Source organism: Sphingorhabdus sp. (genome assembly GCF_041737645.1).
Classification (GTDB): Bacteria; Pseudomonadota; Alphaproteobacteria; order Sphingomonadales; family Sphingomonadaceae; genus Sphingorhabdus_B.
Window position 1 is genome coordinate 13,324 of record NZ_JBGSRI010000035.1, and the last position, 22,595, is coordinate 35,918.

The following is a 22,595-nucleotide window of genomic DNA, read 5'->3' on the forward strand; positions in this document are numbered from 1 at the left end:
TGAATGAGTATCATGGCTTTCGACCTTCCTGAAGATCTGCTCGAAGAAACGTTCCTCGCGTCCACCGGGCCGGGTGGGCAGAATGTGAACAAGGTTGCCACTGCCTGCCAATTGCGGGTGGATGTATTTGCGTTGGGGTTGCAACCTTATGCTTTCCGGCAATTGAAAATATTGGCGGGGTCCAAAATGACGGTTGCGGGCGAACTCATCGTGACCGCCCGCAACCACCGCACCCGTGAAGCGAACCGCACAGAGGCTCGGGCGCGCGTCATCGAGCTGATTGACCGCGCGCATATCCGCAAAGCCCACCGCGTCGCGACCAAGCCAAGCAAGGCCGCCAAAGCGCGGCGCGTTGACACCAAAAAGGGCCGATCCACGGTAAAGAAAAACCGTGGCAAGGTTAGCGTCGACTGATACAGAGCCGCCTTATGTACGAATTTGCAATCAATATGTCAGCGCCCAAATCCGAACTGTACCGCGAAATTTTGCGTTCGGCGGACGCGCTGACCGCGGGCGAAACCGATGGCGTTGCCAATATGGCGAATGTCGCCGCCTTGCTGTGGGAATATCTTGCCGATGTAAACTGGACCGGATTTTACCGGATCGTCGATGGCGAACTGGTGTTGGGTCCGTTTCAAGGCAAAGCAGCCTGCATCCGCATCGCATTGGGTGATGGCGTATGCGGCACCGCGGCGGCAAGCGGCCAGACGCAATTGGTCGACGATGTCCACGCTTTCCCCGGCCACATTGCGTGCGATGCAAAAAGCGTTTCCGAATTGGTCGTGCCGGTCATTCGCAATGGTGAGGTGATTGCCGTCATCGATCTCGATAGCCCGACACTGGCCCGCTTCGATTCCTATGACACCGCCGGAATAGAAGCGCTTGCAGCGTTGCTTGCTAACCGTATCTGACAAAGATGCGTCATTTTGAAACAAGGCGTTGTTTGAACGCGTAATTTACATCCGCGTGCATCGCCATTGCCATCAAAAACTGTTAACACCCTCTTAACCAAATGCGCCGGGTCTTTTCGGCGCAGACGATGAATGGGGAGTCGTTAACTATGAAATCCGTTTTGTTATCAGGGGCTGCGGCCGCCGCTTTGCTATTGACGACGACCCCTTCTTTCGCCGGCGAATCGGCACAGGCGGTCACCAAGACGGTCGAGAAAAGCTCGACCGTTATCGTGAAGCATGAAGGCCCGGACCGCACCGGAGACTTTCGCGAGCCCGAAATCGGTCCGGAAATGCACGCCAATGCCCAAATTTATAACTGGAACGACGACGCTGTATTTGCGACGCCCGACGGGTCCAGCTACAAATATGATGGCGAATGGGAAGGCAAATATGTCGATCCGCAACGCCGCGTATTTGAAGGCGACTGGAGCGGAAAAGTGATCCGGCAAGAAGGTGTTTCAGCGCCGGGTTTCCCGATGCCCCCAGTCCAAAATGACGCGCCGGAATATGACGAAACCTATGACGAAGCCTATGACGAGGAACAATATGATGTCCCTTATGGCTATGAAAACTACGAACGTTGCCTGAAAAGCAACGGCCTGAAAGGGGCCGCTATCGGTGCCTTGCTCGGCGGCTTTTTGGGTAATCGCATTGCGGGCCGTGGCAATCGCACCGGCGGTACATTGGCCGGGGCCGGTATTGGCGGGCTGCTTGGCGTTGCCGCAGAAAAAGCGAACGACAAGTGCAAAAACGAACGTCCACGCCGCCCGCGCGGTCCGGGATATTACCCTCCGCAATATCAAAACTGGTCGCACGGATATTATTATTATCCCCAGGCACCGGTGGTAACGGTTACTGTTCAGCCCGCTGTGACGACCACGACCGTCACCGAAGAAACCTATTATGAAACAGTGTACGTCGCACCGCGCAGAAAAGCAGTGCGTAAATGGAAGGCAAAGGCAAAGGCAAAGCCACGTTGCGTTTGCGGTTGATTAGGACTTAGGGTCAGGACCAAGGGTCAGGACCTATTAAAAGCACTTGCGAGGTTTGAGGCCATTTTGCTCAGGGCAAGGAAGGAAGCCGCAGGGATATGAATATATCTCAAGGCTTTCTGACGCTGCCGTGGGCAAAATGGGTCAAATCCTTCGGACGTCAAAATGGCTTCGATCTCGGACCAAAACACGCTAGCCGATAGAATGACTATCGGCGGCGCGCATTTTGGTCCGATATCTTCGCCATTTTGACGCCTCGCGAGTGCTTTTAATAGGTCCTGACCCTAAACGACCTGCTCGGCCGGGGCAGGTTCAAACCGCTCCCATCCTTCTGGTCCAAGGCGTTGCAGCGGGGTGTACCGGATTTTATACTGCATCCGGGCCGCGCCTTCGACCCAATAGCCAAGATAGACGTAAGGCAGACCGGCCGCTTTCGCGCGCATGATATGGTCGAGGATGATGTAATTGCCAAGGCCTGGGCGGCCTTCGACTTCGGGATCGTAGAAACTGTAAATCATCGACAGGCCGTCGGCCTGCTGATCGGTCAGGCATGCACCCACCAACTCGCCCAAGCGGCCAAAGCGGCCCGGCGTACGATATTCTATGACATTGCTGCGAACCGGTGATTGTTCGACCATGTCGGCATAATCCATGTCGTCCATATTTGTCATGCCGCCAACGGGATGGCGCTGGCCAAGATAGCGTCGCAAAAGATCATATTGCTCGGATGTCGACCACGGACGACAGGCGCTGACGACCAGATCGGAATTGCGACGGATGATACGGCGCTGCGTGGCATTGGGTTGAAATTCGCTGGTCAGCACCCGAACCGATACACAAGCCTTGCAGTCTATACAGCTTGGTCGATACGCGACATTCTGACTGCGCCGGAAACCGATGCGGCCAAGCGCATCGTTCAGTTCGTCGGCATGCGGTCCGTTCAGTTCGGTAAAAACCTTACGTTCCGTTTTACCCGGCAAATAGGGGCAAGGACCGGGGTTCGTGACAAAAAATCGTGGAAACCTGACAGGTGCGCTCATCGATTAAAGGCCCTCGAGACCAAAATATATGTGGGTTGTTCACCCTATATGCACTGATGTCAGTAAAGTGAAAAGAGTGTTTACCATGAAAATTGTGGAAGCCGGTTTACTTGTTTAATTCCACCCGCTCGACAAGGTAACCAGCGGCGTTGAGCCCGTCGACAAGCCCCTGTAATTGTTCGGCATCCCGCGCTTCACATTCGATGTCGGTAATCAAGCCCTTCGCAGGCAAGGTCGTGAAGATGCGCTGGTGATAGATTTCGATAATGTTGACATTATGCTCGTTGAACAGGCGCATCACCTTGTACAAAGCGCCCGGACGGTCCTGCAAAGTGAGGCGCAGGCGCGCGAGCCGGCCCGAACGGGCGAGGTCCCGCAACAAGACATTGGCGAGCAAACGCGTATCTATATTTCCCCCGCACAGAACAACACCGACATTTTTTCCAGCGAATATTTCGGGATTGGCCATAACGGCAGCAAGCCCAGCCGCACCTGCCCCTTCGACCACGGTCTTTTCAATTTGCAACAGCAAGCTGACCGCAGTTTCCAATTGCGCCTCGCTCACCAGCACAATGTCGTCGACCAGCCCCCGGATGACTTTGCTGGTAAAGCTACCTGGTATTTTAACCGCAATCCCCTCAGCCAACGTATCGCCCTCACATGGCAATTGCTGGTTTTTAAGCAAGGCGTACATGGACGGATACAATTCCGCCTGCACACCGATCAAGCCGATATCCGGATTTAACGCCCGCGCGGCTGTGCCCATGCCTGACAGTAATCCGCCGCCGCCAATCGGTACAACCAGCATATCGAGCGATGGAATGCTTTCCAGCATTTCAAGGGCGACCGTCCCCTGCCCTGCGGCAACATTGGGGTCGTCAAACGGATGAACGAACGTCAGGCCTCTTTCAGCCTCCAGTAATCGCGCGTGCTTGTAAGCGTCGTCAAACGTCTCCCCATGCAAAACGACCAAACCGCCGACGCTTTCGGTTTGCATGACCTTCACCGTTGGGGTTGGTACCGGCATGACAATCGTCACAGGTATTCCAAGTCGCGTGCCGTGATAACTTAACCCCTGGGCATGGTTGCCAGCCGACGCCGCAATAACACCCTTGGACCTTTGTTCTTGCGTTAACAGCAGCAATGCGTTCAGCGCGCCGCGTTCTTTATACGCAGCGGTGAACTGAAGATTTTCAAACTTCAGATAAATATTGGCCCCTGTTAGTTTCGAAAGGGTCTGGCTGTGCAAGGTCGGCGTGGCCACAATCGAATCGCGGATTCGTTCATGGGCGGCGCGGATATGATCGAGAGTTAGTAAATCAGACATAACGTGCGGCCCTATCGCATCTAGCGTTGTGTGAAAACAAACATTAAGAACCCGTCATGACTAGAATTGCTTTCATCGGTTTGGGCGTCATGGGCGGCCCTATTGCGCGGCACCTGAAACAGGCGGGGCATGAATTGACGGTTTACAACCGTTCGCGTGCCAAGGCGGAGGCTTGGGTTGCGACCCACGGCGGAACGATTGCCACTTCGCCAGCCGAAGCCGCGCGCGAATCCGAAGTTGTAATTTCCTGCGTTGGCACCGACGATGATCTCGCCGGCGTTACATTGGGCCGTGACGGCGCATTCGCGGCGATGGCAAAAGGCGATTTGTATATCGACCATACGACGGTGTCGGCACGTATCGCACGACAATTGGGTGTAGAGGCGAAATCACGCGGACTTCTGGTCGTTGATGCGCCACTGACCGGCGGGCAAATCGGCGCTGAAAACGGAACATTGTCGATTATGTGCGGCGGCAGCGAAGCTTCCATGGACGCCGCCCGTCCAATCATGGAGCCCTATTCGAAGCGCATCGTCCATGTCGGCGGCCCCGGTACCGGACAGACAACCAAGATGTGCAACCAGATTGCCTTTGCAGGGGTCATCCAATCCCTATCCGAAGCTTTACGTTTCGCCCAGTCGGCGGAACTTGATGTCGGCAAGGTCTATGAAGCGATATCGGGCGGCGCAGCGCAAAGCTGGCAAATGGACAATCGCTGGGCCACAATGGCGGAAGACAAATTTGATTTCGGCTTTGCCGTGGACTGGATGCGTAAAGACCTCGGCTTGGCGTTTGAAGAGGCCCGCGCTTTAGGCGCGACGCTACCGATTACTGCGCTAATCGATCAGTTTTACGCCGATGTGCAGCAAATGGGCGGCGGTCGCCTCGATACCAGTGTCATTGTAAAAAGGTTGCCAAAAGGATGAAAAAAGCATCGGTCTGTCGGTTGATGGCCGGCAATATAAGTGCTCTGTCGCTACTTTCACTCGCGGTACCGGCCTTTGCCGATGGCCTAGTCGAAAATGTAAACGGCATCACGCTGGATGCTGACGGCAAAGTCATCCGCTTTAACGCCATTCTCATCGGCAAAGATGGCAAGGTCACCGAGCTTTTGTCCAAAAAAGACAAATTGCCACCGCAACTCGATTTTCGTCATGACGGCAAAGGGGCGACGATGTTGCCGGGGCTGATAGACGCGCATGGCCATGTCATGGGCCTCGGCTTTCAACTGCTGACGCTTGACCTGTCCGCCACCAACAGCTTGGCCGAAGCGCAAGCAGCCATACGCGACTATGCCGCCAAAAATCCGGAGCGGCGCTGGATTATCGGGCGGGGATGGAATCAGGAAAAATGGGGCTTGGGCCGTTTTCCTACTGCAGCCGATCTGGACGCTGCGGTCGGCGATCGTCCGGTTTGGCTGGAACGTGTTGATGGCCATGCAGGTTGGGCGAACAGCCGGGCGATGGAAATTGCAGGCGTAACGGCTGCGTCCAAATCTCCTCCGGGCGGACGGATCGAAATGGTGAACGGAAAACCGGGCGGTATTTTTGTCGATGCGGCGTCCGAACTGGTCGGCAAATTTGTGCCCGCGCCCAAGCCCGCAGAACGCGACATCGCACTGGGTCAGGCGCAGAACAAGCTTTTGTCGCAGGGTATTACCGCCATCGCCGACATGGGAACGTCAATAGATGATTGGCAAAGCTATCGCCGCGCTGGCGATGGCGGCTGGCTCTCTGTCCGCATTTTCGGTTACGCTGCCGGTATTGAAAACATGGTCGCCATCGCCGGACCGCGCCCTACGCCTTGGTTATATAATGACAAGCTTCGTCTTGGCGGCGTGAAATTATATCTTGATGGTGCCTTGGGCAGCCGCGGGGCCTGGCTGAAAAAACCTTATGCCGACGCACCGGATCAAACCGGCCTGCAATTTCTTGCCAGTGCCGAAATCCGCAACCTGATGGTACGTGCATCGATGGACGGGTTTCAGACCGCGATCCATGCGATAGGTGATGCCGCCAATGCAGAGGTTATCGGTGCAGTCGAAGAACTGTCCGCAGCCTATAAAGATGATCGCCGCTGGCGGATCGAGCATGTGCAGATAGTCGATCCGGCTGATCTTCAGAAATTGGGCCAATACGGCATCATTTCGTCCATGCAACCTGTCCACCAGACGTCGGACCGACTGATGGCGGAGGCACGGCTGGGGCAAGAGCGCCTAAAAGGTGCCTATGCGTGGCAGTCGATTGCGAAAGCGGGCGGGAAATTGGCATTCGGGTCGGATGTACCCGTTGAATCTGCCGATCCCTTTGCTGGCCTCGCGACGGCCATGACTCGCGAAGATGCGGCGGGGCAACCCTTTGGCGGATGGCGGCCCAATGAACGGGTGACACGCGAACAGGCGATTGCCGGCTTTACGACAGGGGCCGCTTATGCTGCGTTTGCCGAGAGCAAAGTGGGTTCCTTGACCCCTGGGCATCATGCCGATTTCATATTGATTGATGTCGACCCCTTGCTTGCAAGCCCTGCGGATTTGCGTAAAGCGGTGGTCAAAGAAACTTGGGTCGGCGGAAGACCGGCTTTTCAAAACACAGCGGTAACTGCCGCTGAAAACCAGAATGATGGAGAGAGACGATAATGGCACGCGCATGTACTTTGGCTAGCCGTCCGGCAGGACTTCCTAACGATAGCAACTTTGCTATGATCGAAACGCCCGATGCCCCATTGGGTGACGGCGAATTTCAGGTCAAAAATGGCTGGCTGTCGGTTGACCCTTATATGCGCGGCCGCATGAACGATGCGAAAAGCTATGCCGATCCGTTTGCGCTTGGCGCCCCGATGACAGGTGGCGCGGTCGGCACTGTCACGGCCAGCAATAATGCCGATTTTCCCGTAGGCGCGAAAGTGTTGCACATGGGCGGCTGGCGCGACAGCGTCGTATTGGGCGGCGGCAACACACCGCCAGCAGGAATGCCACCGGTAAAGCTGCCTGATTTGGGCGTACCTGACCAGCATTGGCTCAGCATCATGGGAATGCCTGGCGGAACTGCTTGGTTCGGGTTGCTCAAGGTTGCCGAAGCCAAGCCCGGCGAAGTTATTTTCGTATCGGCTGCGGCTGGTGCTGTCGGCTCGACCGTCACACAGGTTGCCAAAGCCAAAGGCATGAAAGTCATTGGTTCAGCAGGTGGCGCGGACAAATGCACCTGGGTCAAGGAACTCGGCGCCGATGCCGTGATCGATTACAAGGCAGGCAAAGTATTACCGCAATTGATGGCCGCGCTGAAAGACATGGGCGAAACCGGCATTGATGTGTATTTCGACAATGTCGGTGGCGAACATTTCGACGCGGCGCTTGCCACTTCGAAAGAATGGGCGCGCTTTGCCATTTGCGGGATGATTGACGTCTATAACGACTTCAAGGCGCAACCTATGCAGTATTTGCCGATGATTATCGGCAAGCGCATAACGATAAAAGGCTTCCTCTATCCCGATTTTTACGCACAGGTCCCCGAATTCAACGCCGACATGGCGGCGCTCATTACATCGGGCGCTGTCAAAGGGCGCGAAACGGTGAAGGAAGGCCTTGAAAAAACCCCCGAAGCCTTCCTCGGCCTTTTCAGCGGCGAGAACACTGGAAAGATGCTGGTTAAACTATAACCGATATAGGGGCGGCCACGTTCAAGGCCGCCCTATGTTGCAATTTTGCCGCAGTTCGTCGAATTGTCACGTTGAACCGTTGCAATCAGGTGACCTGCTTCCCCATTTGATTTAGCATATGCTCAAAGAAGCGAAACAAGCTAAACAAGCGGGAGAGTATGATGTCGAAGACCTTCACTGTAGCCAGAACTGTGCTTGCAATTTCAGCAGCCGTGGGAGCGTTGGCTTTTCCCGCGCTGGCATTTGCACAGGATGCCGAAACTGCAGACACATCCGAAGATGAAATCGTCGTAACCGCACAGGGCCGGACGCAGTTGCTTTCGGATGTTCCCGTTGCAATTTCCGCAGTAAATGCGGAAACCCTGCAAAACAGTGGTGCGAATGACATTCGCCAACTCAACCAGGTTGCGCCATCATTGCTGGTTTCCTCGACCGGATCGGAAGCGAACGGTTCGGCGCGTATTCGCGGCATCGGAACTGTCGGCGACAACCCCGGTCTGGAAAGTTCGGTTCCGGTATTCATCGACGGCGTGTACCGTTCACGTTCAGGCATCGGCCTGAATGAACTCGGTGAAATCGACCGGGTCGAAGTGCAACGCGGACCACAAGGAACGCTCGGCGGACGCAACTCTTCGGCCGGTCTGATCAGCATTTATTCGAAAAAGCCAAGCTTCACATTCGGCGGCAGCGGCGAGCTGACCTACGGTAATTTCGATTTCATGCGTGCAGCGACAAGCTTTACCGGACCGATCACCGAACAGCTCGCATTCCGTGTGGACGGCGTTTATGTAAAGCGTGACGGTTTCTACACTGACGACCAAACCGGCCGCGACGTCAACAACCGCGACCGGTATTTCCTGCGCGGGCAATTGCTGTTCGAGCCCACCGACGCGTTATCGGTCCGCTTGATTGCCGATTACACCAAGCGTTCGGAAGAATGCTGCGCTGCGACCTATGTCGATGGCACGGTCAACCAGTTCATCGGCAATCTGAACAATCCCTCGACCCCGCTGGCACCGCTTTCGACGTCGGGCAATAACATCATCAATGTACTGCGTGACCTGGGTCAGCCGCTGGCGGCGTTCAGCCAAGGCTATGGCCGCAATATCTCGGTCAGCGCCAATCGCGAGTTCTCCGGCGAAACCAAAGATTACGGCATCTCCGGCCAGATTGACTATGATTTCGGTGGAGCGACCTTAACCTCGATTACCGCTTATCGCCAGTATCGCTCGGGTCAGGCTTCCGACACCGACTATGGCGAAGTCGATATCCTCTATCGCGCGCCGAGCGACGATGCTTATCGCCAGTTCCATACCTTTACGCAGGAACTACGTCTGCAGGGCGAAGCCTTTAACGGAACGCTCGATTGGCTCGTTGGCGGTTTTTATGCCAATGAAAAGCTGACCGTTCGCGACAATCTGCGCTTCGGTAACCAATATGGCCGCTTTGCGACTTGCCGCATCATTTCAGGTGGCGGTCTGGCGGGGCTTTATTCGCCGGGCAGCCCATCGTGCGTCGTTCCAGGTGTTGGTCCGGCCACTATCGCCGGTGCATCGGGTCTCTCCGGCCCGGATGTTGTTGCCGCATTCACCCAGTTGGATAATCTCAACAATCTGGGCACGACCAACGACCGCTATTTCCAGAACGGCACCAACTGGGCGATATTCACGCATAACATCGTGCATATTACCGACACGCTCGATCTGACATTGGGTTTGCGTTACACCAAAGACAAGAAGCGTTTCAATGCAACTTTTGGCAACGACAATACCGCGTGTACCGCCGTTCAGGCCCTTGTCCTCGACGATGCCGCCAACCCGTTAACTACTGCAACGGGTCGCGCACTAGCTGGCGCGTTGATCGGTCTTAGCTGTCAGGGTAACTCGACGGCCGAGTTGAATGGCGTGTCAATCAACGACAGTCGGAGCGAAGACGAGTTCACCGGGACCGCAATTCTATCGTGGAAACCAACCGAAGATCTACTCCTCTACACCAGCTTCGCACGCGGCTACAAAGCAGGCGGTTTCAACCTCGACCGGTCGGCACTCAAATCACCCATACCAACTTTCGCATCTGTCGGTGGTGCACAAGCATTGGTCGGCAATCTGCAGTTCGATTCCGAGCTGGTTGATAGCTACGAGTTGGGCGCGAAATATTCGACCGGGCCTTTCAGCCTTAGCGTTTCGGCGTTCCGTTCGGACTTCTCCAACTTCCAGTTGAATACCTTTAACGGCACAGTGTTTTTGGTGCAGACCATCAATGGTTGTAACAATCTGATTGGCGGACCAAACGCTGACACTGATCAAAATGTTTCCGCGGCGGGCAGCAATTTCAATGCCTCACCAAATACAACGGGGACCTGCGCTCCTGGAGACGTAGGCTATGGCGTTCGCACTCAAGGTGTCGAACTTGAAGCTTCACTGGTTCCGGCTCGTAACTTTCGCGTCGCTGCCGGTCTGACCTATGCCAGTACCAAATATCAGGACGACCTGATCGGCACGAAGCTTGGCACCGCGCTCGATCAGGCTCTTCGCAAACTCCCGGGTGACAATCTGTCGAACGCGCCCGAACTGGTAGCGACCTCGAGCGTTACATGGACGCCGGAAATCGGCAGCAGCGGTCTTTCAGGTCTATTCTACGTCGACACCCGCCTGACCAGCGATTACAACACCGGTTCTGACTTGTTCCCGCAAAAGGAACAGGATGGTTTCGCCGTATTCAACGCCCGTATCGGCCTGCGCGGACCGGACGATTCATGGGGTATCGAATTGTGGGGCCAGAATATCTTCAATCAGGATTATGCCCAGGTCGCATTCAACTCGCCATTCCAAGCTGGCACGACCTCCGCTCCTTTTGTTGATCCGCAATTTCCCGGCGGTCGTCAGGTGTTATCGCAATTCCTTGCTGAACCACGGACATACGGAATCACACTGCGCGGCAAGTTCTAACTATCCCTCACGGGAAACAAAAAAGGCCCGCAGCGATGCGGGCCTTTTATTTTGCGCGTGTCCGAGGACATTGTGACGTTCCCGACGGCGGCAATTTTTAGCTAAAAGGAAGAAGCTCGCTCCGAGACAGGAGCTGAGGTCTTATTCCTTCTTCTCTTCTTCCTTCTAGCCAAAATTTGGTACGATTCGCGTTGCGTTATCACTCGCGAGCCAAAAGCATTCAGCTTCCGAAGCCAACACCTAAAAATCCGGGCATTGGCCCATTCCATCCGTTGTCGCTTGCGGTTTCCGCCGCCTTTTGCGGGGCAGCAGGCTTTTCACGGGCTGGCTTTTTGTCTGCCGGGGCACTGGTGGGTAGCGGATTTTCCGGTTCTGCCAATGGCTCCTTAGCCACCGCTTTGCGCCCCCGCTTTGCAGGTGCGCGCTCCGCCTTCACAGCTTCGGGTGCATCCACTTTACCAACCCGTTCGATCTTGTTGCCGATCAGCTTTTCGATACTCTCGATTGCTTCCTCGTCCGCCTTTGTAACGAAGGTAAAGGCTTTACCCTTTGCCCCTGCCCGTCCGGTGCGGCCGATGCGATGGACATAATCGTCGGGATGCCAAGGCGCATCGAAATTGAACACATGGCTAACGCCTTTCACATCCAGTCCGCGTGCCGCAACGTCGGACGCAACCAGAAAGTCAATGTCGCCATTTTTGAAGGCTTCCAACTGTTTCTGGCGCGATGCCTGATCGATGTCGCCGTGAATCTCGCCAGAGCGAAGCCCGTGACGTTGCAGGCTGGTGTTCAACTCGCGGACTGTTGTCTTGCGGTTGCAAAAGATAATTGCGTTCGACACCTGCTCACTGCGGATCAGATCACGCAACACATCGCGCTTTTTCATCGGCGATACGTTGACCAGAAACTGTTCGATGTTCGTATTGGCCGTCGCGGGACGTGCCACTTCGATATATTTCGGGTTGGTCAGGAACTTGTCCGCCAGTTTCTTGATAGGCGGCGGCATCGTTGCCGAGAACAGCAAGGTCTGGCGCGTGGTCGGCAATTTGGTGCAAATATGTTCGATGTCGGGAATGAAACCCATATCGAGCATTCTGTCAGCCTCGTCGATGACCAGCATCTCGCATCCGGTTAGCAAAATCTTACCGCGTTCGAACAAGTCCATCAAGCGACCGGGTGTCGCGATGAGGACATCGACACCCTTTTCCAGCGCCTTGACCTGATCACCCATCTGCACGCCGCCAATGAGCAACGCCATGGAAAGCTTGTGATATTTACCGTATTTTTCAAAATTTTCGGCGACCTGGGCGGCAAGTTCGCGGGTTGGTTCCAAAATCAGGCTGCGTGGCATCCGGGCGCGGGCCCGGCCGTTGGCAAGCACGTCGATCATGGGTAGAACAAAGCTGGCGGTTTTGCCCGTTCCGGTCTGTGCGATGGCAATAATATCGCGCATCATCTGCACTTGCGGGATTGCTGCGGCCTGAATGGGGGTTGGCTCATCATAGCCAGCCTCGGTAACAGCCTTTAATAATTCATCAGACAAGCCGATATCGGCAAAACGCATAGGATAGTTCCGGAAAAGCGACACATGCCAAACAACATCGCCGAAGCGCGTCTTGGCCTGCGCGGCCTTTGGTCTGTAAGCACGCAAATGTCAAGGAATTTGGCGGTGTCGCGTCTGCGGGTCAGCGGGGAATGAGCAACCTGAATTTGTCGACCTCGCACTTTGCGCCGGTACGGGCGTGCAGCAGGTCACGATCAATACACAATTTGCCGTCATAGGGACGCTCCATATACGCCCCTGCATAAAATTCCCGCGCAAGGCAGCCATCGCCAAGATATGCCCGGATCAACACACCGTCGCGTGTCAAAAGCTCTAGAGTGCCTTTGGGACCGGGACGGGATCCGGCCAATTTGTCGATCCACAGGCATTTGCCAATCTTCTGTTCTTTATACCTGATTTGAGCTGACTGCTTTGAACGCCCGGCTGTTGCATTCATCGGCGCAAAGGATTGGCTCGGTAACCGGACGATCACGCGTTGATCGACCCTGACCTGACTAAAGATGGTCTTTAACCGCAATATCGGGGCGAACATATTGTCCGAACGATCCACTTCGATTTGTGCGGAGGCATCGCGGGACAGCATCGTGCAGCCGATCGCGATTATTACTATGGCCAATACTGCACGCAAAGGTTGATCCGGTATGAAGTTGAAGTTCTATCGGCTTTAGTCGATAGGGTTGAACAGGGTATGAATTGGGCAACTGTTCGTCGCTGTCAATCTTTTGGAATCCAATGTGCCAAATATAAATGCTTTGTCGGAATTGAAGGAATATTTAGGCCCGAAAGGCTTTTCCGATGATCCTGATATTCTCGCCCCTTGGCTTACAGACTGGCGCGGTCGCTTTACCGGTCGTGCAGCAGCGCTTGTTTCCCCTGCAAATCGCGAAGAAGTCGCCCATGTGGTCAGCATTTGCGCGCAAAACGGCGTAGCTATCGTGCCGCAAGGCGGCAACAGCGGTATGGTTGCCGGTGCTACTCCCGACACAAGTGGCGAACAGATTATCCTGTCCCTGCGCCGGATGAACAAGATGGAAGGGATTGACCCCGACAGCGGCCTTATAAGTTGCGAAGCTGGCGTCATCCTTCAAAATTTGCATGAAGCAGCTGCGAAGCAAGGGCGCCGTTTCCCGCTGACACTCGGCGGCAAGGGGTCGGCAACAATTGGTGGCCTTGTTTCAACCAATGCGGGCGGCACGCAAGTGCTGCGTCACGGAACCATGCGTAACCTGATCGCCGGGGTTGAGGCGGTATTGCCCGACGGCAGCATATATGACGCCATGACACCGCTCAAAAAAGACAATCGCGGTTATGACCTCAAGCATCTTTTAATCGGCGGTGAAGGCACGATAGGCATCGTAACCGCCGCTGTTTTGCAGACCGTTCCTGCATTGCTGGACCGGTGCGTGATTTGGGCAGGCGTTGACAGTCCGGATCAGGCGTACCGGATGCTGGTTTTCATGCAGGCACGGGCGCGGGAACGGCTGGAAGGGTTTGAGATTCTTCCCAGCCATGCCCTTGACTCGGTAATCCGGCACATCTCCGGAACACGCGCGCCTCTGGAAACGACGCACCATTGGCATATCCTGATGGAATTGGTGCAGGATCACCCGACGCAATCATCACCTGCGGAATTGGCGGCCGAGCTGCTGGAAAGCGCGATCGGCGTCGGTTTGATTGAAAACGCGACACTGGCGAGCAGCGAGGCGCAGGCCGACGCATTCTGGAAAATCCGAGATTCCATAGCGGAGGCCGAACGCGCCGCCGGTCCTGCGCTGCAACATGATATCAGCGTCCCGGTCGATGCGATGGCAAAATTCATCGAATCAGAATCGCCGGCTATCGAAAAACGGTGGCCCGGAACCCGCACCGTCGCTTTTGGCCATTTGGGCGACGGCAATATCCATTTCCATGTCAAAGCACCGCACGGCATCGAGGTCGATCTTTGGTATGCAGGCGATGCCAAGGCAATCACCGCTTATGTGTACGACCGTGTTGTTGCGTATAAAGGATCATTGTCGGCGGAACATGGCATCGGACAGGCGAAAATTGCGGAATTTGGTCGCCTGACCGACGCCGTCCGCATGGCGTCGCTGCGTGCCATCAAAACCGCTTTTGACCCGCTGGGTATAATGAACCCGGGAAAGCTTGTTCCGCTTGCGAAAGCGGCTATCTCCGACTAAGACCCGCAAGATTTTTTTGTCGCAATAACAACATATGGAGTCTCCCATGGCCACCGCGCCCCAAGCTACCAACCTGCCACTTCTGTATCAGGATCTGGTTCCTCTCAACAGCAACGAACATGCAAAATGGAAATCGCGCATGCTCGAGAATGCCAAGTTCATGGATGGCCAGCACGCTATCCCTTTGACGATTGAGGAATTTGTTGCCGCCTCGCGCAACTACCCCATCATTTTCTCGGCCAGCGAAACCCCTGTTCCGCTGGTGTTGATGGGAATGAATGAAGGTGTAAATACATTCATGAACGAAGACGGGCAGTTTGATCGCCCGGTTTATATTCCCGCTTATATTCGCCGCTATCCCTTCATGCTCGCAAAGCTGCGGCCCGATACGGACGAATTGTCGCTTTGCTTCGACCCGACATCGGGCGCAGTTGGTGAATTTGAGGAAGGAAACGACCTTTTTGATGGCACCGATCCTAGCGACAACACCAAGTCCATCCTCAAATTCTGTGAAGATTTTGAAAATGCTGGCGCGCAAACCCATGCTTTTGTTGAAGAACTCAAAAAGCTTGATCTTTTGATGGACGGCGAAGTTTCAATTCAGCAAGAAGGCCAGGAAAAGCCATTTGTGTATCGTGGATTCAAAATGGTCGACGAAAACAAGCTGCGCGAACTGCGTGGTGATGCGGTTCGCAAATTGAACCAGAATGGAATCCTTGCATTGATCCACGCGCATCTGTTCTCGCTTCAATTGATGCGCGAAATATTCTCGTTGCAAGTTGCCCAAGGCAAAGTGCCGCAGGTAACGGAATTGCCGACCAACTAAATCAGAATCAGTTTTAGCCCCGCCAGATCATCTTTGCATAATTTGGCGGGGCTTTGACAATCAGTGTTGGATATAACCAACCGCCTTTAACGCATTCGCCCGCGCAAAAAACAAGTCAAGCGCGTCATCGGGCAACATTTCCTTTAGCAATGTTTCAAATTGCGGCCGTGTATCCACATTGGCCAGACCAATGGCTTTTACAAGCAACATCTCATCCACGCTCGCGCCGCCGCAACATGGCCTAAAAATCGCAAAAGGCTGGGGCCAAATTTGGGTTACAACCTCCATCAGCAGGTTGAATTGCAATGTGACATTTGGACACCCCAGATATCCCGATATACTCTTGTTCGGATCAAGGGCAGCCCGTCTTAAAATGCACCAGCATCGTGCTGCCAGAATGTACCGGGCGTCGGCCGATAGCATATCGGGAAGTCGGGGCTGTTCGGGCAAAAATAGATTGATGAGCATGAATACCTCCTGCCTCACAGGATTTATTGATAATCATTCTCAATAGCAAATTATTTTTTATGATTCGTCGAATTTGGACGAAAGTCGTAAATTATTCTTTCTGTGGGCTTGATTTTGCCCCCTATCGCCCCCATCCTTTGAACAGGACGGAAATATCCCCTCCCATTTTCGTCCTACCGGTGCCGTTAGGCGGCACCACCTCCCTGAACCTTGGCCACCCCGAATTTATTCGGGGTGGTTTTTTCTTGGGATTTGCGAAAACCCTCTATTCTGCGGCGATTAGCGTGGCCGATCCTAAAGCCTGATCCGACAATGCCCGTACAAGATTACCAAGCAGGATGGTAATCGACGGTAACAAAATGGATGGCTCCCGCAGCGTCGAATCGAGATATAATGAGCGGTCGACCTCCAACTGCAGGGCATGGATATTTCTCTTGGGACTTCCGTGACGCTGCAAAATATGTTCGCCCGAATAAGGATGGTTTAACGCCGCACGGTATCCGGCAAGCTGAATCTGCTGAATAAGAAGTTCGGAAAAAACCGATGAAGAACTTTGCCCAAACCGGTCACCAATCACAAAATGCGGTGGATCGCCTTGCGGGACATTCCGGATAGGCGGCATGCTATGCAGATCGAGCAGCAACGCTATCCCGAATTTTTTGTGCATCTGCTGCAAAATATCCCCAATGGTTTCGTGATATGGCTTGTGAAAGCTGGCAATCCGGCCTTGAATATCGTCAAGTTCGAACTGCCCTTTCCAGATATCACCGCCATCCGACAAGCGGCGTGGAATCAAGCCCAGCCCGCCGCGTTGTTTTGCGCCTGGGGGTGGATAGTCGGCAGCGACGGCATTTCGGACCATTTCGACGTCAATGTCACTTTCTGCACGGTTCAGGTCAATCCAAGCCCGAGCGCTATGCGCGACAATTGCAGGAAATCCAAAACCAATAATTTTCCGCAACAACAGATCGGCATATCTGTCTTCCAGCCGCACAAGCGATTCCCTTGAAAGACGTAACGAACGAAAAAGTATGTCAGGATATTCGCGCCCGGCATGAGGCACCGAAACCAACAGCGGGATCGATAGTGACGGGCATCCGTACACCGCAAATCCGCCGTTTTCGATAAACTCCATTGGTTGTTGTCCTTATGCCTTATCGATCTCTTGCCACATTTTACCGTATTTGGTGCAAAAAATTAAATCTCTGCCGTTATGGACGTCTGCAATAGAGCGAAGTAGATTCCGAGAATAAGAAAAGGACGTTTGATGACCCGTATCTTGCTTGCAGAAGACGAACAGGCAATGCGCGAATATCTGGCGCGGGCGTTGGAGCGTTCGGGCTATGAAGTCGTCTCGGTCGACCGGGGCACCGAAGCCGTGCCGCTGTTGGAAAACGAGCATTTCGACCTGCTATTGACCGATATCGTGATGCCCGAAATGGACGGCATCGAACTGGCACGGCATTGCAGCAAAGTATCACCCCAGACCGAAGTCATGTTCATTACGGGATTTTCAGGCGTCGCCCTGCGTGCAGGCGAATCGATGCCAAACGCGAAAATCTTGTCCAAGCCTTTCCATTTGAAAGACCTGGTGCTCGAAGTGGAGCGGCTGTTTGCTAAGGAAAGTTTCAGCGAACTTAAATAGGCTTGAATGATACGGCAACCCCCGCTAGAGGCTGCCGCAGCGTGGGCGTATAGCTCAGTGGTAGAGCACTGTGTTGACATCGCAGGGGTCGCAAGTTCAATCCTTGCTACGCCCACCATTTTCCTTCCAGAATCGTGATGGGCCCGGATCCACTCAGTAATTGGGCTTATTGTCCCGTGTTTTCCGCCGCTTATTAGGACGGCGCGGGCTGGCGCTTGGTCAGAGACCATTTGTAGTCGCGACATATCGCCAGATCTGGTCGATATTCTCTGTTGGATCCCCGTTCTTTTGCGTTTGGCCGTTGGCGTCGAAAGGTAACACCATGTGCAGCTCATTTCCTCGGCGGACCAGTTTGGCGGGAGTTGAAATGGTGTAGCGAGCAGCTGTACCAAGCTGACTGATGGTCGCGGGCCTTAGGCCTGCAAATTCTTCTGGTAATCATAAGCGCAGTGTTGGCTGCCGCGATCGCTATGGAAGATGCAATCCTAACTGCCTCTTTCTTGAAATCTTCCCTATGCTTGATCGCCATGATCGGTCTCATGAAGTGATGTATATAATCTCAAGTGACCGGAACCAAACCGGTAAACGTCCAGAAGGCCTACCGATAATCAACTAATCGGCAGGCGGCTTCAGTTCCTGTATCTGCCGTTCAAGATTGTTCAGCAATGGTTCCACCATCGCCTCGTCCAGCCCATGGACGAGGCGGTTAATGGCCATGCCTTCAATCGTTTGCTGCGACAATGCCAGCGCCAGATCGAAATTCGTGCGGTTCTTCTGCCATTCGGGGAAAGCCTCGATCGACAGGGCATATCGCCGCTCGCGAAATTCGGCCTGTGCGGGTTCGAGTATCTGGGCCAGCCCCTGATCGGTCCGCGCGGCAATCGACAGTTCGTGGAAGGCGGTGAAACTCGAGCTGGAAAGCTGGTGCCAATAGGCCCGCACGACTTCGTGGACACCCCGGCCGGCAATATCGCCACTGCGCCGAATCGCCCGCAGGCGCTTATCATTTAGTTCGGCGATTACGGCGCGCATCAGCGCTTCGCCGTTTTCAAAATGATGGAGCATTGCACCGCGAGACAGACCGGCCTCTGCAGCGACGCGTGAGGTGGTCGTTCTCGAATAGCCGAACTTGACGATGCAGCGAATGGCACCTTCTATCAGGCGCTTCTTAGTCTGGGCACTCTTGAGCCATTGCTGCGTTGGCGACGCAGGCGCGACATCTGCAGCGGGTCGTTCGCTTGAGGCAGCTTGATGTAATTTCCGCATGATTACCATGTTTACTGCCCGTCAGACTGCTTCATGAAAGCTGAGTTCCATTTCCTCAGCAAGACACTCAAGAATTGGGGGGACCAGTCGATCATGAAAATCGATACTCATGTGATGGTCAAACGCCGCCTCTGATTTGAACGTCGCCACGCAAAAATATGTGTTTGGCATATCGGCTGATTTGAACAGCTCATAGATTTCACAATCAGGTTCGTGAACATGAACAAGGTCGCGCAACTCTATTTGAAGCGCTTCCAGATCGGCTGCCTTTTCTGGCTTAGCAACGAGCTTGGCGATGAATGACTTTCTCATGGAATCAGGCCTCTTGTAGTTCAGTGATAAGGGTGTCGCGAAGGCGGAATTTTTGAATCTTCGACGTCGACATTGGCCATTCGCTGACAAAGCGGACGTGCCTTGGAAGCTTAAAGCTAGCTAGCTTTCCGGTGCAATGGGCGATGAGCTCGGCTTCGCTCGCGCTCTTACCTTCATTAAGTTCGACAAATGCAGCCGGCACTTCAACATAGCGTTGATGCGGAATGCCTGTAACCTGCGCAAGCTTAACGGCCGGGTGAGTTTGCAGCGCCGCTTCAATCTCTGCTGCGGCCACATTCTCTCCGCCGACTTTTAGCATGTCTTTGGTTCGGCCATGAAACATGATCTGCCCTTGCGCGTCGAACGAACCAATGTCGCCCGTGTGGAACCAACCATCTGCGTCAATCACCTCGGCGGTTTTTTCTGGGGCGTTGTAGTATCCCGCCAACATATTTGGCCCGCGAGCGATGATCTCACCCTTCTCATCACAGCCGCAAACATCGCCCGTTTCGATGTCTACGATCTGAACTTCCCATTCTTCGAGAGGAACTCCCAGCCGCCAGCCGCGTGCTTCCCAAGGGTCTGTCGTCCTGCTTGTGCAAATTGTGCCGGAGCCTTCTGTCAGGCCATAGGTTCCAACCATGATCGTGTGCGGCATGGCTTTGACCATCGCATCTCTGATCCAGTCTGGCTGTACACCCAAATTAGCATTCATCAGCCGAACGCTCGACAGATCTGTTTCAGTAAATTTTGGATGTTCAATCAGATCCTGCATGATGGTTACAAAGCATGGATAAGCATGCGTGGCTTTTTCGGTTTCCAGCATGGAAAGCGCGACGCCGGCATCGAAGTTGGGGATTGTCAGGTAGGCGCCGCCAATGTCCAGAATTGACACAAGAGGCAAAATTCCAGCGATGTGGAAAATGGGCAGAGGTGACCAGAATCTGTCACCCGGCTGCATTTCGTAGCGCCGACCCAGATTGCGACTATTCCCGACAATCCCGCGGTGGCGAATGAGGCAGCCTTTCGGATTGGCGGTTGTCCCGGATGTATAGAGGATCATAGCTGTACTTTGAGGGTCAACAGCGTCGATCCGAGCATCAATCTGGGTTGAGATCTGAGCAGTCAAGGGTGCGGCCGGCAGCGCAGTTCCCGCCGACACCAGGCCGGCCGGGCAAGGCTCGTCCAAGCAGATAATCGATCGAAGCTTCGCCGCTTCTGTAAGTGACAAGTTTTCGGGGTCTACCGCTGCCGCGAGCGTCGGGAGCGCTTCCATCAGTCGCTCGCTGAAATCGAGTGAATCAGCCACGCGACCTGTGGTGATCAGGCAAACCAAGTCTGCATCTCTGACAAGAAATGCAAGCTCTCCGGGTTGGTAACGCGCATTCACGGGTACAGCGACAGCCCCGGCCATCGCAATGCCGAACAGCGCTTCCACAAATTCAGGGCGCGTTGTCAACAAGAGGCCTACATGATCGCCAGGCTGAACGCCGCGCGCGATGAGCGCGGCCGCCCAGAGACGTGCCCGGTCATTCAAATCAGCGTAGCTCGTGCGCTTGTCGGGAAAGATAAGGGCCATCTCTTGAGAGTGGAGAGCGGCCCCGTTCCGCAAAAGCTCTCCCAGAGTGTAAATGAGTGTCATCCTTCTATGTGCCTCAGATATTCTCTGGTGTACGTACCGTCTATACACTCTATCATTTTTTCTATGATGCCTGTGCTCGCGGGGTTGGCCTGGTGGGCATTGTCAGCAGCTTCATCAACAAAGCTTTCAAAAACCGCGAAGGCATGTGGCGCATCAAGGCGATAAAATTTATATGCCAAAGTTCCGATTTCCTCGGCGGCGTTCATTTCCATTTGTGGGATCAGCGTCAAGAATTCTGCTTCTCGGTCTGCCTTGATGTTAAAGCGTGAAAGGAAGGTCCAGCTCATTTTCAAATCTCTCCATCAATATAGCGGTCGAGCTCGGCATGGAAGTGGCGCAGCCTTGCTTCCTGTTCGCTCCAAATCGGTCCGCGGAAGCCCCGCGAACGTGACCCTTTTTGAACAATCGGTAATAGTTCGGAATCTTGATCCAAGACCTGTCCAAGATTGGGCGGCTCGCCAAGCGGGACGCGTTCGATTTCAGGGCGCGTCATCCCCGTTGTGTCGGTCCCGTCGGCCAACCCCATCCAAGCAGGTGGGCCATAGCCCGGTGCATCGACATGTGCGAAAAGAATGCAAGTGTCATAGGTGAACCGATTGGGATCATCTGGATGCGGCAGGAAGCGATGGATGAATACTGCTTCAGGGTGACAACCGATCTGCACATTAGGAAAGATGCCATAGATGGTTGAGTCGCTAAGTTGGGTATCGCTAAACTTGTCATAATCGAGACCAAATCGCTCGGCGCGTTGGCGCTTTGAAACTTGGATTGCGGCGCGGCTGTCTTGTGCGGTGCCTTCAAACGCGTCTGGATCAATACCGGCATCGCGCAGCATCATTTTAATGCCGTCATTCACGCTGATTTGATCAGGAAACCGAGGTGAAGGTTGCCCAAATGGGACGAACTGACGGCTCATTCCGTTGGGATAGAGGTCGATTTGCGTGCGGTCATCCATTACGCCTTGCGTTTCAGGATGAACAGCGTGGAGGTGGTAGATTTCATAAAAGGCATCCACGCCGCCTTTCCAGTTCGCTGCCCATTCAGTTTGCTTATGCTGAATGACGTTCATCGCGCCAATATCATAGGACGCCAGCTGGTCTGCGACCGGCCCGAGCCATTCGCGTAATGGCGGCACATCATTTGAAAGAGATATAAAGACAAGGCCCGCTACATCTTCGCATCGTACTGGCGTGAGATTGCGGTCATGGCAAAGAGCTTCAGGATGAAAGGAGAATTCGTCCGTCACTTTTATATTGGTACCGTCAAGTGCAAATTGCCAGCTGTGAAAGGGGCAAGTAAAGTTCCCGACCGAACCAAAATCGGCGAGGATCAGCTGGCTCCCTCTATGGGGGCACACATTGTAATGCGCCTTTAAACTGCCATCCTCTTGTCGCACCACAATGAAGCTCTCGTCCGCGATGTCGAACCGGACAAAATCTCCATCTTCACGAAGGTCACTTGTAGGGCCCGCGAGCAGCCAGGTTTGCGTCCACATCCGGTTCCATTCAGCGTCCTTATAGTCCGGACCATGATAGCGTTTCGGGTCAGGTCGCCCAGTTCCGTTGTCTATTCTGGGCGCCCGATCATTGAAAGGGTGATGCACACCTGTGTGAATATCCCAGAGCCGAAAATCGAAACTCATTGAATGTACTCCTCTTACCTTTGGGGCCTACAATTACATGAATTCGAAAAAAAACAAACATGATTGATTGTTATTTTAATATGTGGCAAGCCATGGGTTCTAGGTGGCACGAAAGCAAAAAAACGGCTGCTTGAAG

At 54.2% G+C, this 22,595-nt stretch carries 21 protein-coding genes and 1 tRNA gene; 11 read left to right on the top strand and 11 right to left on the bottom strand.

Annotation, left to right across the window (positions count from 1 at the left end; translation table 11 throughout):
- Positions 1-12 precede the first annotated feature (12 nt).
- From arfB to ACEW72_RS04865, 3 genes are all read left to right on the top strand, one after another.
- A complete protein-coding gene (arfB, locus tag ACEW72_RS04855; RefSeq protein ID WP_373475247.1) occupies positions 13-414 on the top strand; it encodes an alternative ribosome rescue aminoacyl-tRNA hydrolase ArfB in 402 nt (133 codons plus the stop codon).
- Positions 415-449: 35 nt separating this feature from the next.
- Positions 450-911 carry a GAF domain-containing protein gene (locus tag ACEW72_RS04860; protein WP_373475248.1) on the top strand — a complete coding sequence of 154 codons (462 nt, stop codon included), beginning with the start codon at positions 450-452 and terminating at the stop codon, positions 909-911.
- Positions 912-1,060: 149 nt separating this feature from the next.
- A complete protein-coding gene (locus ACEW72_RS04865) occupies positions 1,061-1,945 on the top strand; it encodes a glycine zipper 2TM domain-containing protein (RefSeq protein WP_373475249.1) in 885 nt (294 codons plus the stop codon).
- Positions 1,946-2,229: 284 nt separating this feature from the next.
- On the opposite strand, the gene ACEW72_RS04870 is transcribed toward ACEW72_RS04865, so the two are convergent.
- Positions 2,230-2,985, bottom strand: a complete 756-nt coding sequence (locus tag ACEW72_RS04870; protein WP_373475250.1) for an arginyltransferase — start codon at positions 2,983-2,985, stop codon at positions 2,230-2,232.
- Between the two features lie 106 nt (positions 2,986-3,091).
- Entirely contained in the window at positions 3,092-4,312 is a 1,221-nt protein-coding gene (locus ACEW72_RS04875; protein WP_373475251.1) for a threonine ammonia-lyase, read from the bottom strand.
- Between the two features lie 56 nt (positions 4,313-4,368).
- Between ACEW72_RS04875 and ACEW72_RS04880 the strand changes: the two genes are divergently transcribed.
- The 4 genes from ACEW72_RS04880 to ACEW72_RS04895 all read left to right on the top strand — a co-directional run bounded on the left by ACEW72_RS04880 (position 4,369) and on the right by ACEW72_RS04895 (position 10,914).
- Positions 4,369-5,238 carry an NAD(P)-dependent oxidoreductase gene (locus tag ACEW72_RS04880; protein ID WP_373475252.1) on the top strand — a complete coding sequence of 290 codons (870 nt, stop codon included), beginning with the start codon at positions 4,369-4,371 and terminating at the stop codon, positions 5,236-5,238.
- Positions 5,235-6,947 (top strand): amidohydrolase, encoded by a 1,713-nt coding sequence (locus tag ACEW72_RS04885; RefSeq protein WP_373475253.1) that lies wholly within the window; start codon positions 5,235-5,237, stop codon positions 6,945-6,947. The genes ACEW72_RS04880 and ACEW72_RS04885 overlap by 4 nt, the downstream gene beginning before the upstream one ends.
- Positions 6,947-7,966, top strand: coding sequence for an NADP-dependent oxidoreductase (locus tag ACEW72_RS04890; RefSeq protein WP_373475254.1), 1,020 nt, complete (start codon positions 6,947-6,949; stop codon positions 7,964-7,966). The genes ACEW72_RS04885 and ACEW72_RS04890 overlap by 1 nt, the downstream gene beginning before the upstream one ends.
- A gap of 161 nt (positions 7,967-8,127) precedes the next feature.
- Positions 8,128-10,914 (top strand): TonB-dependent receptor, encoded by a 2,787-nt coding sequence (locus tag ACEW72_RS04895; protein ID WP_373475322.1) that lies wholly within the window; start codon positions 8,128-8,130, stop codon positions 10,912-10,914.
- Positions 10,915-11,134: 220 nt separating this feature from the next.
- On the opposite strand, the gene ACEW72_RS04900 is transcribed toward ACEW72_RS04895, so the two are convergent.
- Together ACEW72_RS04900 and ACEW72_RS04905 are read right to left on the bottom strand one after the other, a co-directional pair.
- Complete coding sequence (locus tag ACEW72_RS04900; RefSeq protein WP_373475323.1) at positions 11,135-12,478, bottom strand: DEAD/DEAH box helicase; 1,344 nt, start codon at positions 12,476-12,478, stop codon at positions 11,135-11,137.
- Between the two features lie 121 nt (positions 12,479-12,599).
- Positions 12,600-13,094 (bottom strand): hypothetical protein, encoded by a 495-nt coding sequence (locus ACEW72_RS04905; RefSeq protein WP_373475255.1) that lies wholly within the window; start codon positions 13,092-13,094, stop codon positions 12,600-12,602.
- A 118-nt stretch (positions 13,095-13,212) separates the two neighbouring features.
- Between ACEW72_RS04905 and ACEW72_RS04910 the strand changes: the two genes are divergently transcribed.
- Positions 13,213-14,658, top strand: a complete 1,446-nt coding sequence (locus ACEW72_RS04910) for an FAD-binding oxidoreductase (RefSeq protein ID WP_373475256.1) — start codon at positions 13,213-13,215, stop codon at positions 14,656-14,658.
- A gap of 46 nt (positions 14,659-14,704) precedes the next feature.
- Complete coding sequence (locus ACEW72_RS04915) at positions 14,705-15,484, top strand: SapC family protein (protein WP_373475257.1); 780 nt, start codon at positions 14,705-14,707, stop codon at positions 15,482-15,484.
- Positions 15,485-15,544: 60 nt separating this feature from the next.
- Here ACEW72_RS04915 and ACEW72_RS04920 read toward each other — a convergent pair whose 3' ends face one another.
- Positions 15,545-15,952 (bottom strand): hypothetical protein, encoded by a 408-nt coding sequence (locus ACEW72_RS04920; RefSeq protein ID WP_373475258.1) that lies wholly within the window; start codon positions 15,950-15,952, stop codon positions 15,545-15,547.
- Between the two features lie 265 nt (positions 15,953-16,217).
- The gene (locus tag ACEW72_RS04925; RefSeq protein ID WP_373475259.1) at positions 16,218-17,087 is read right to left on the bottom strand and encodes an N-formylglutamate amidohydrolase; all 870 of its coding nucleotides are present in this window, start codon (positions 17,085-17,087) and stop codon (positions 16,218-16,220) included.
- A gap of 132 nt (positions 17,088-17,219) precedes the next feature.
- Here ACEW72_RS04925 and cpdR point away from each other — a divergent pair, with 132 nt between their 5' ends.
- On the top strand, positions 17,220-17,597 hold the full coding sequence (gene cpdR, locus ACEW72_RS04930; protein ID WP_373475260.1) for a cell cycle two-component system response regulator CpdR: 378 nt from the start codon (positions 17,220-17,222) through the stop codon (positions 17,595-17,597).
- 43 nt (positions 17,598-17,640) lie between these two features.
- Positions 17,641-17,715: transfer RNA gene (locus tag ACEW72_RS04935), tRNA-Val, on the top strand.
- Between the two features lie 494 nt (positions 17,716-18,209).
- On the opposite strand, the gene ACEW72_RS04940 is transcribed toward ACEW72_RS04935, so the two are convergent.
- From ACEW72_RS04940 to ACEW72_RS04960, 5 genes are read right to left on the bottom strand one after another with little or no spacing between them, the layout of a single operon-like run.
- The gene (locus tag ACEW72_RS04940; protein ID WP_373475261.1) at positions 18,210-18,863 is read right to left on the bottom strand and encodes a TetR/AcrR family transcriptional regulator; all 654 of its coding nucleotides are present in this window, start codon (positions 18,861-18,863) and stop codon (positions 18,210-18,212) included.
- Positions 18,864-18,884: 21 nt separating this feature from the next.
- Positions 18,885-19,175 carry a putative quinol monooxygenase gene (locus ACEW72_RS04945; protein ID WP_373475262.1) on the bottom strand — a complete coding sequence of 97 codons (291 nt, stop codon included), beginning with the start codon at positions 19,173-19,175 and terminating at the stop codon, positions 18,885-18,887.
- A 4-nt stretch (positions 19,176-19,179) separates the two neighbouring features.
- A complete protein-coding gene (locus ACEW72_RS04950) occupies positions 19,180-20,817 on the bottom strand; it encodes a class I adenylate-forming enzyme family protein (RefSeq protein ID WP_373475263.1) in 1,638 nt (545 codons plus the stop codon).
- On the bottom strand, positions 20,814-21,104 hold the full coding sequence (locus ACEW72_RS04955; protein WP_373475264.1) for a putative quinol monooxygenase: 291 nt from the start codon (positions 21,102-21,104) through the stop codon (positions 20,814-20,816). The genes ACEW72_RS04950 and ACEW72_RS04955 overlap by 4 nt, the downstream gene beginning before the upstream one ends.
- Before the next feature lie 2 nt (positions 21,105-21,106).
- A complete protein-coding gene (locus ACEW72_RS04960) occupies positions 21,107-22,459 on the bottom strand; it encodes an SRPBCC family protein (RefSeq protein WP_373475265.1) in 1,353 nt (450 codons plus the stop codon).
- Positions 22,460-22,595: the final 136 nt, after the last annotated feature.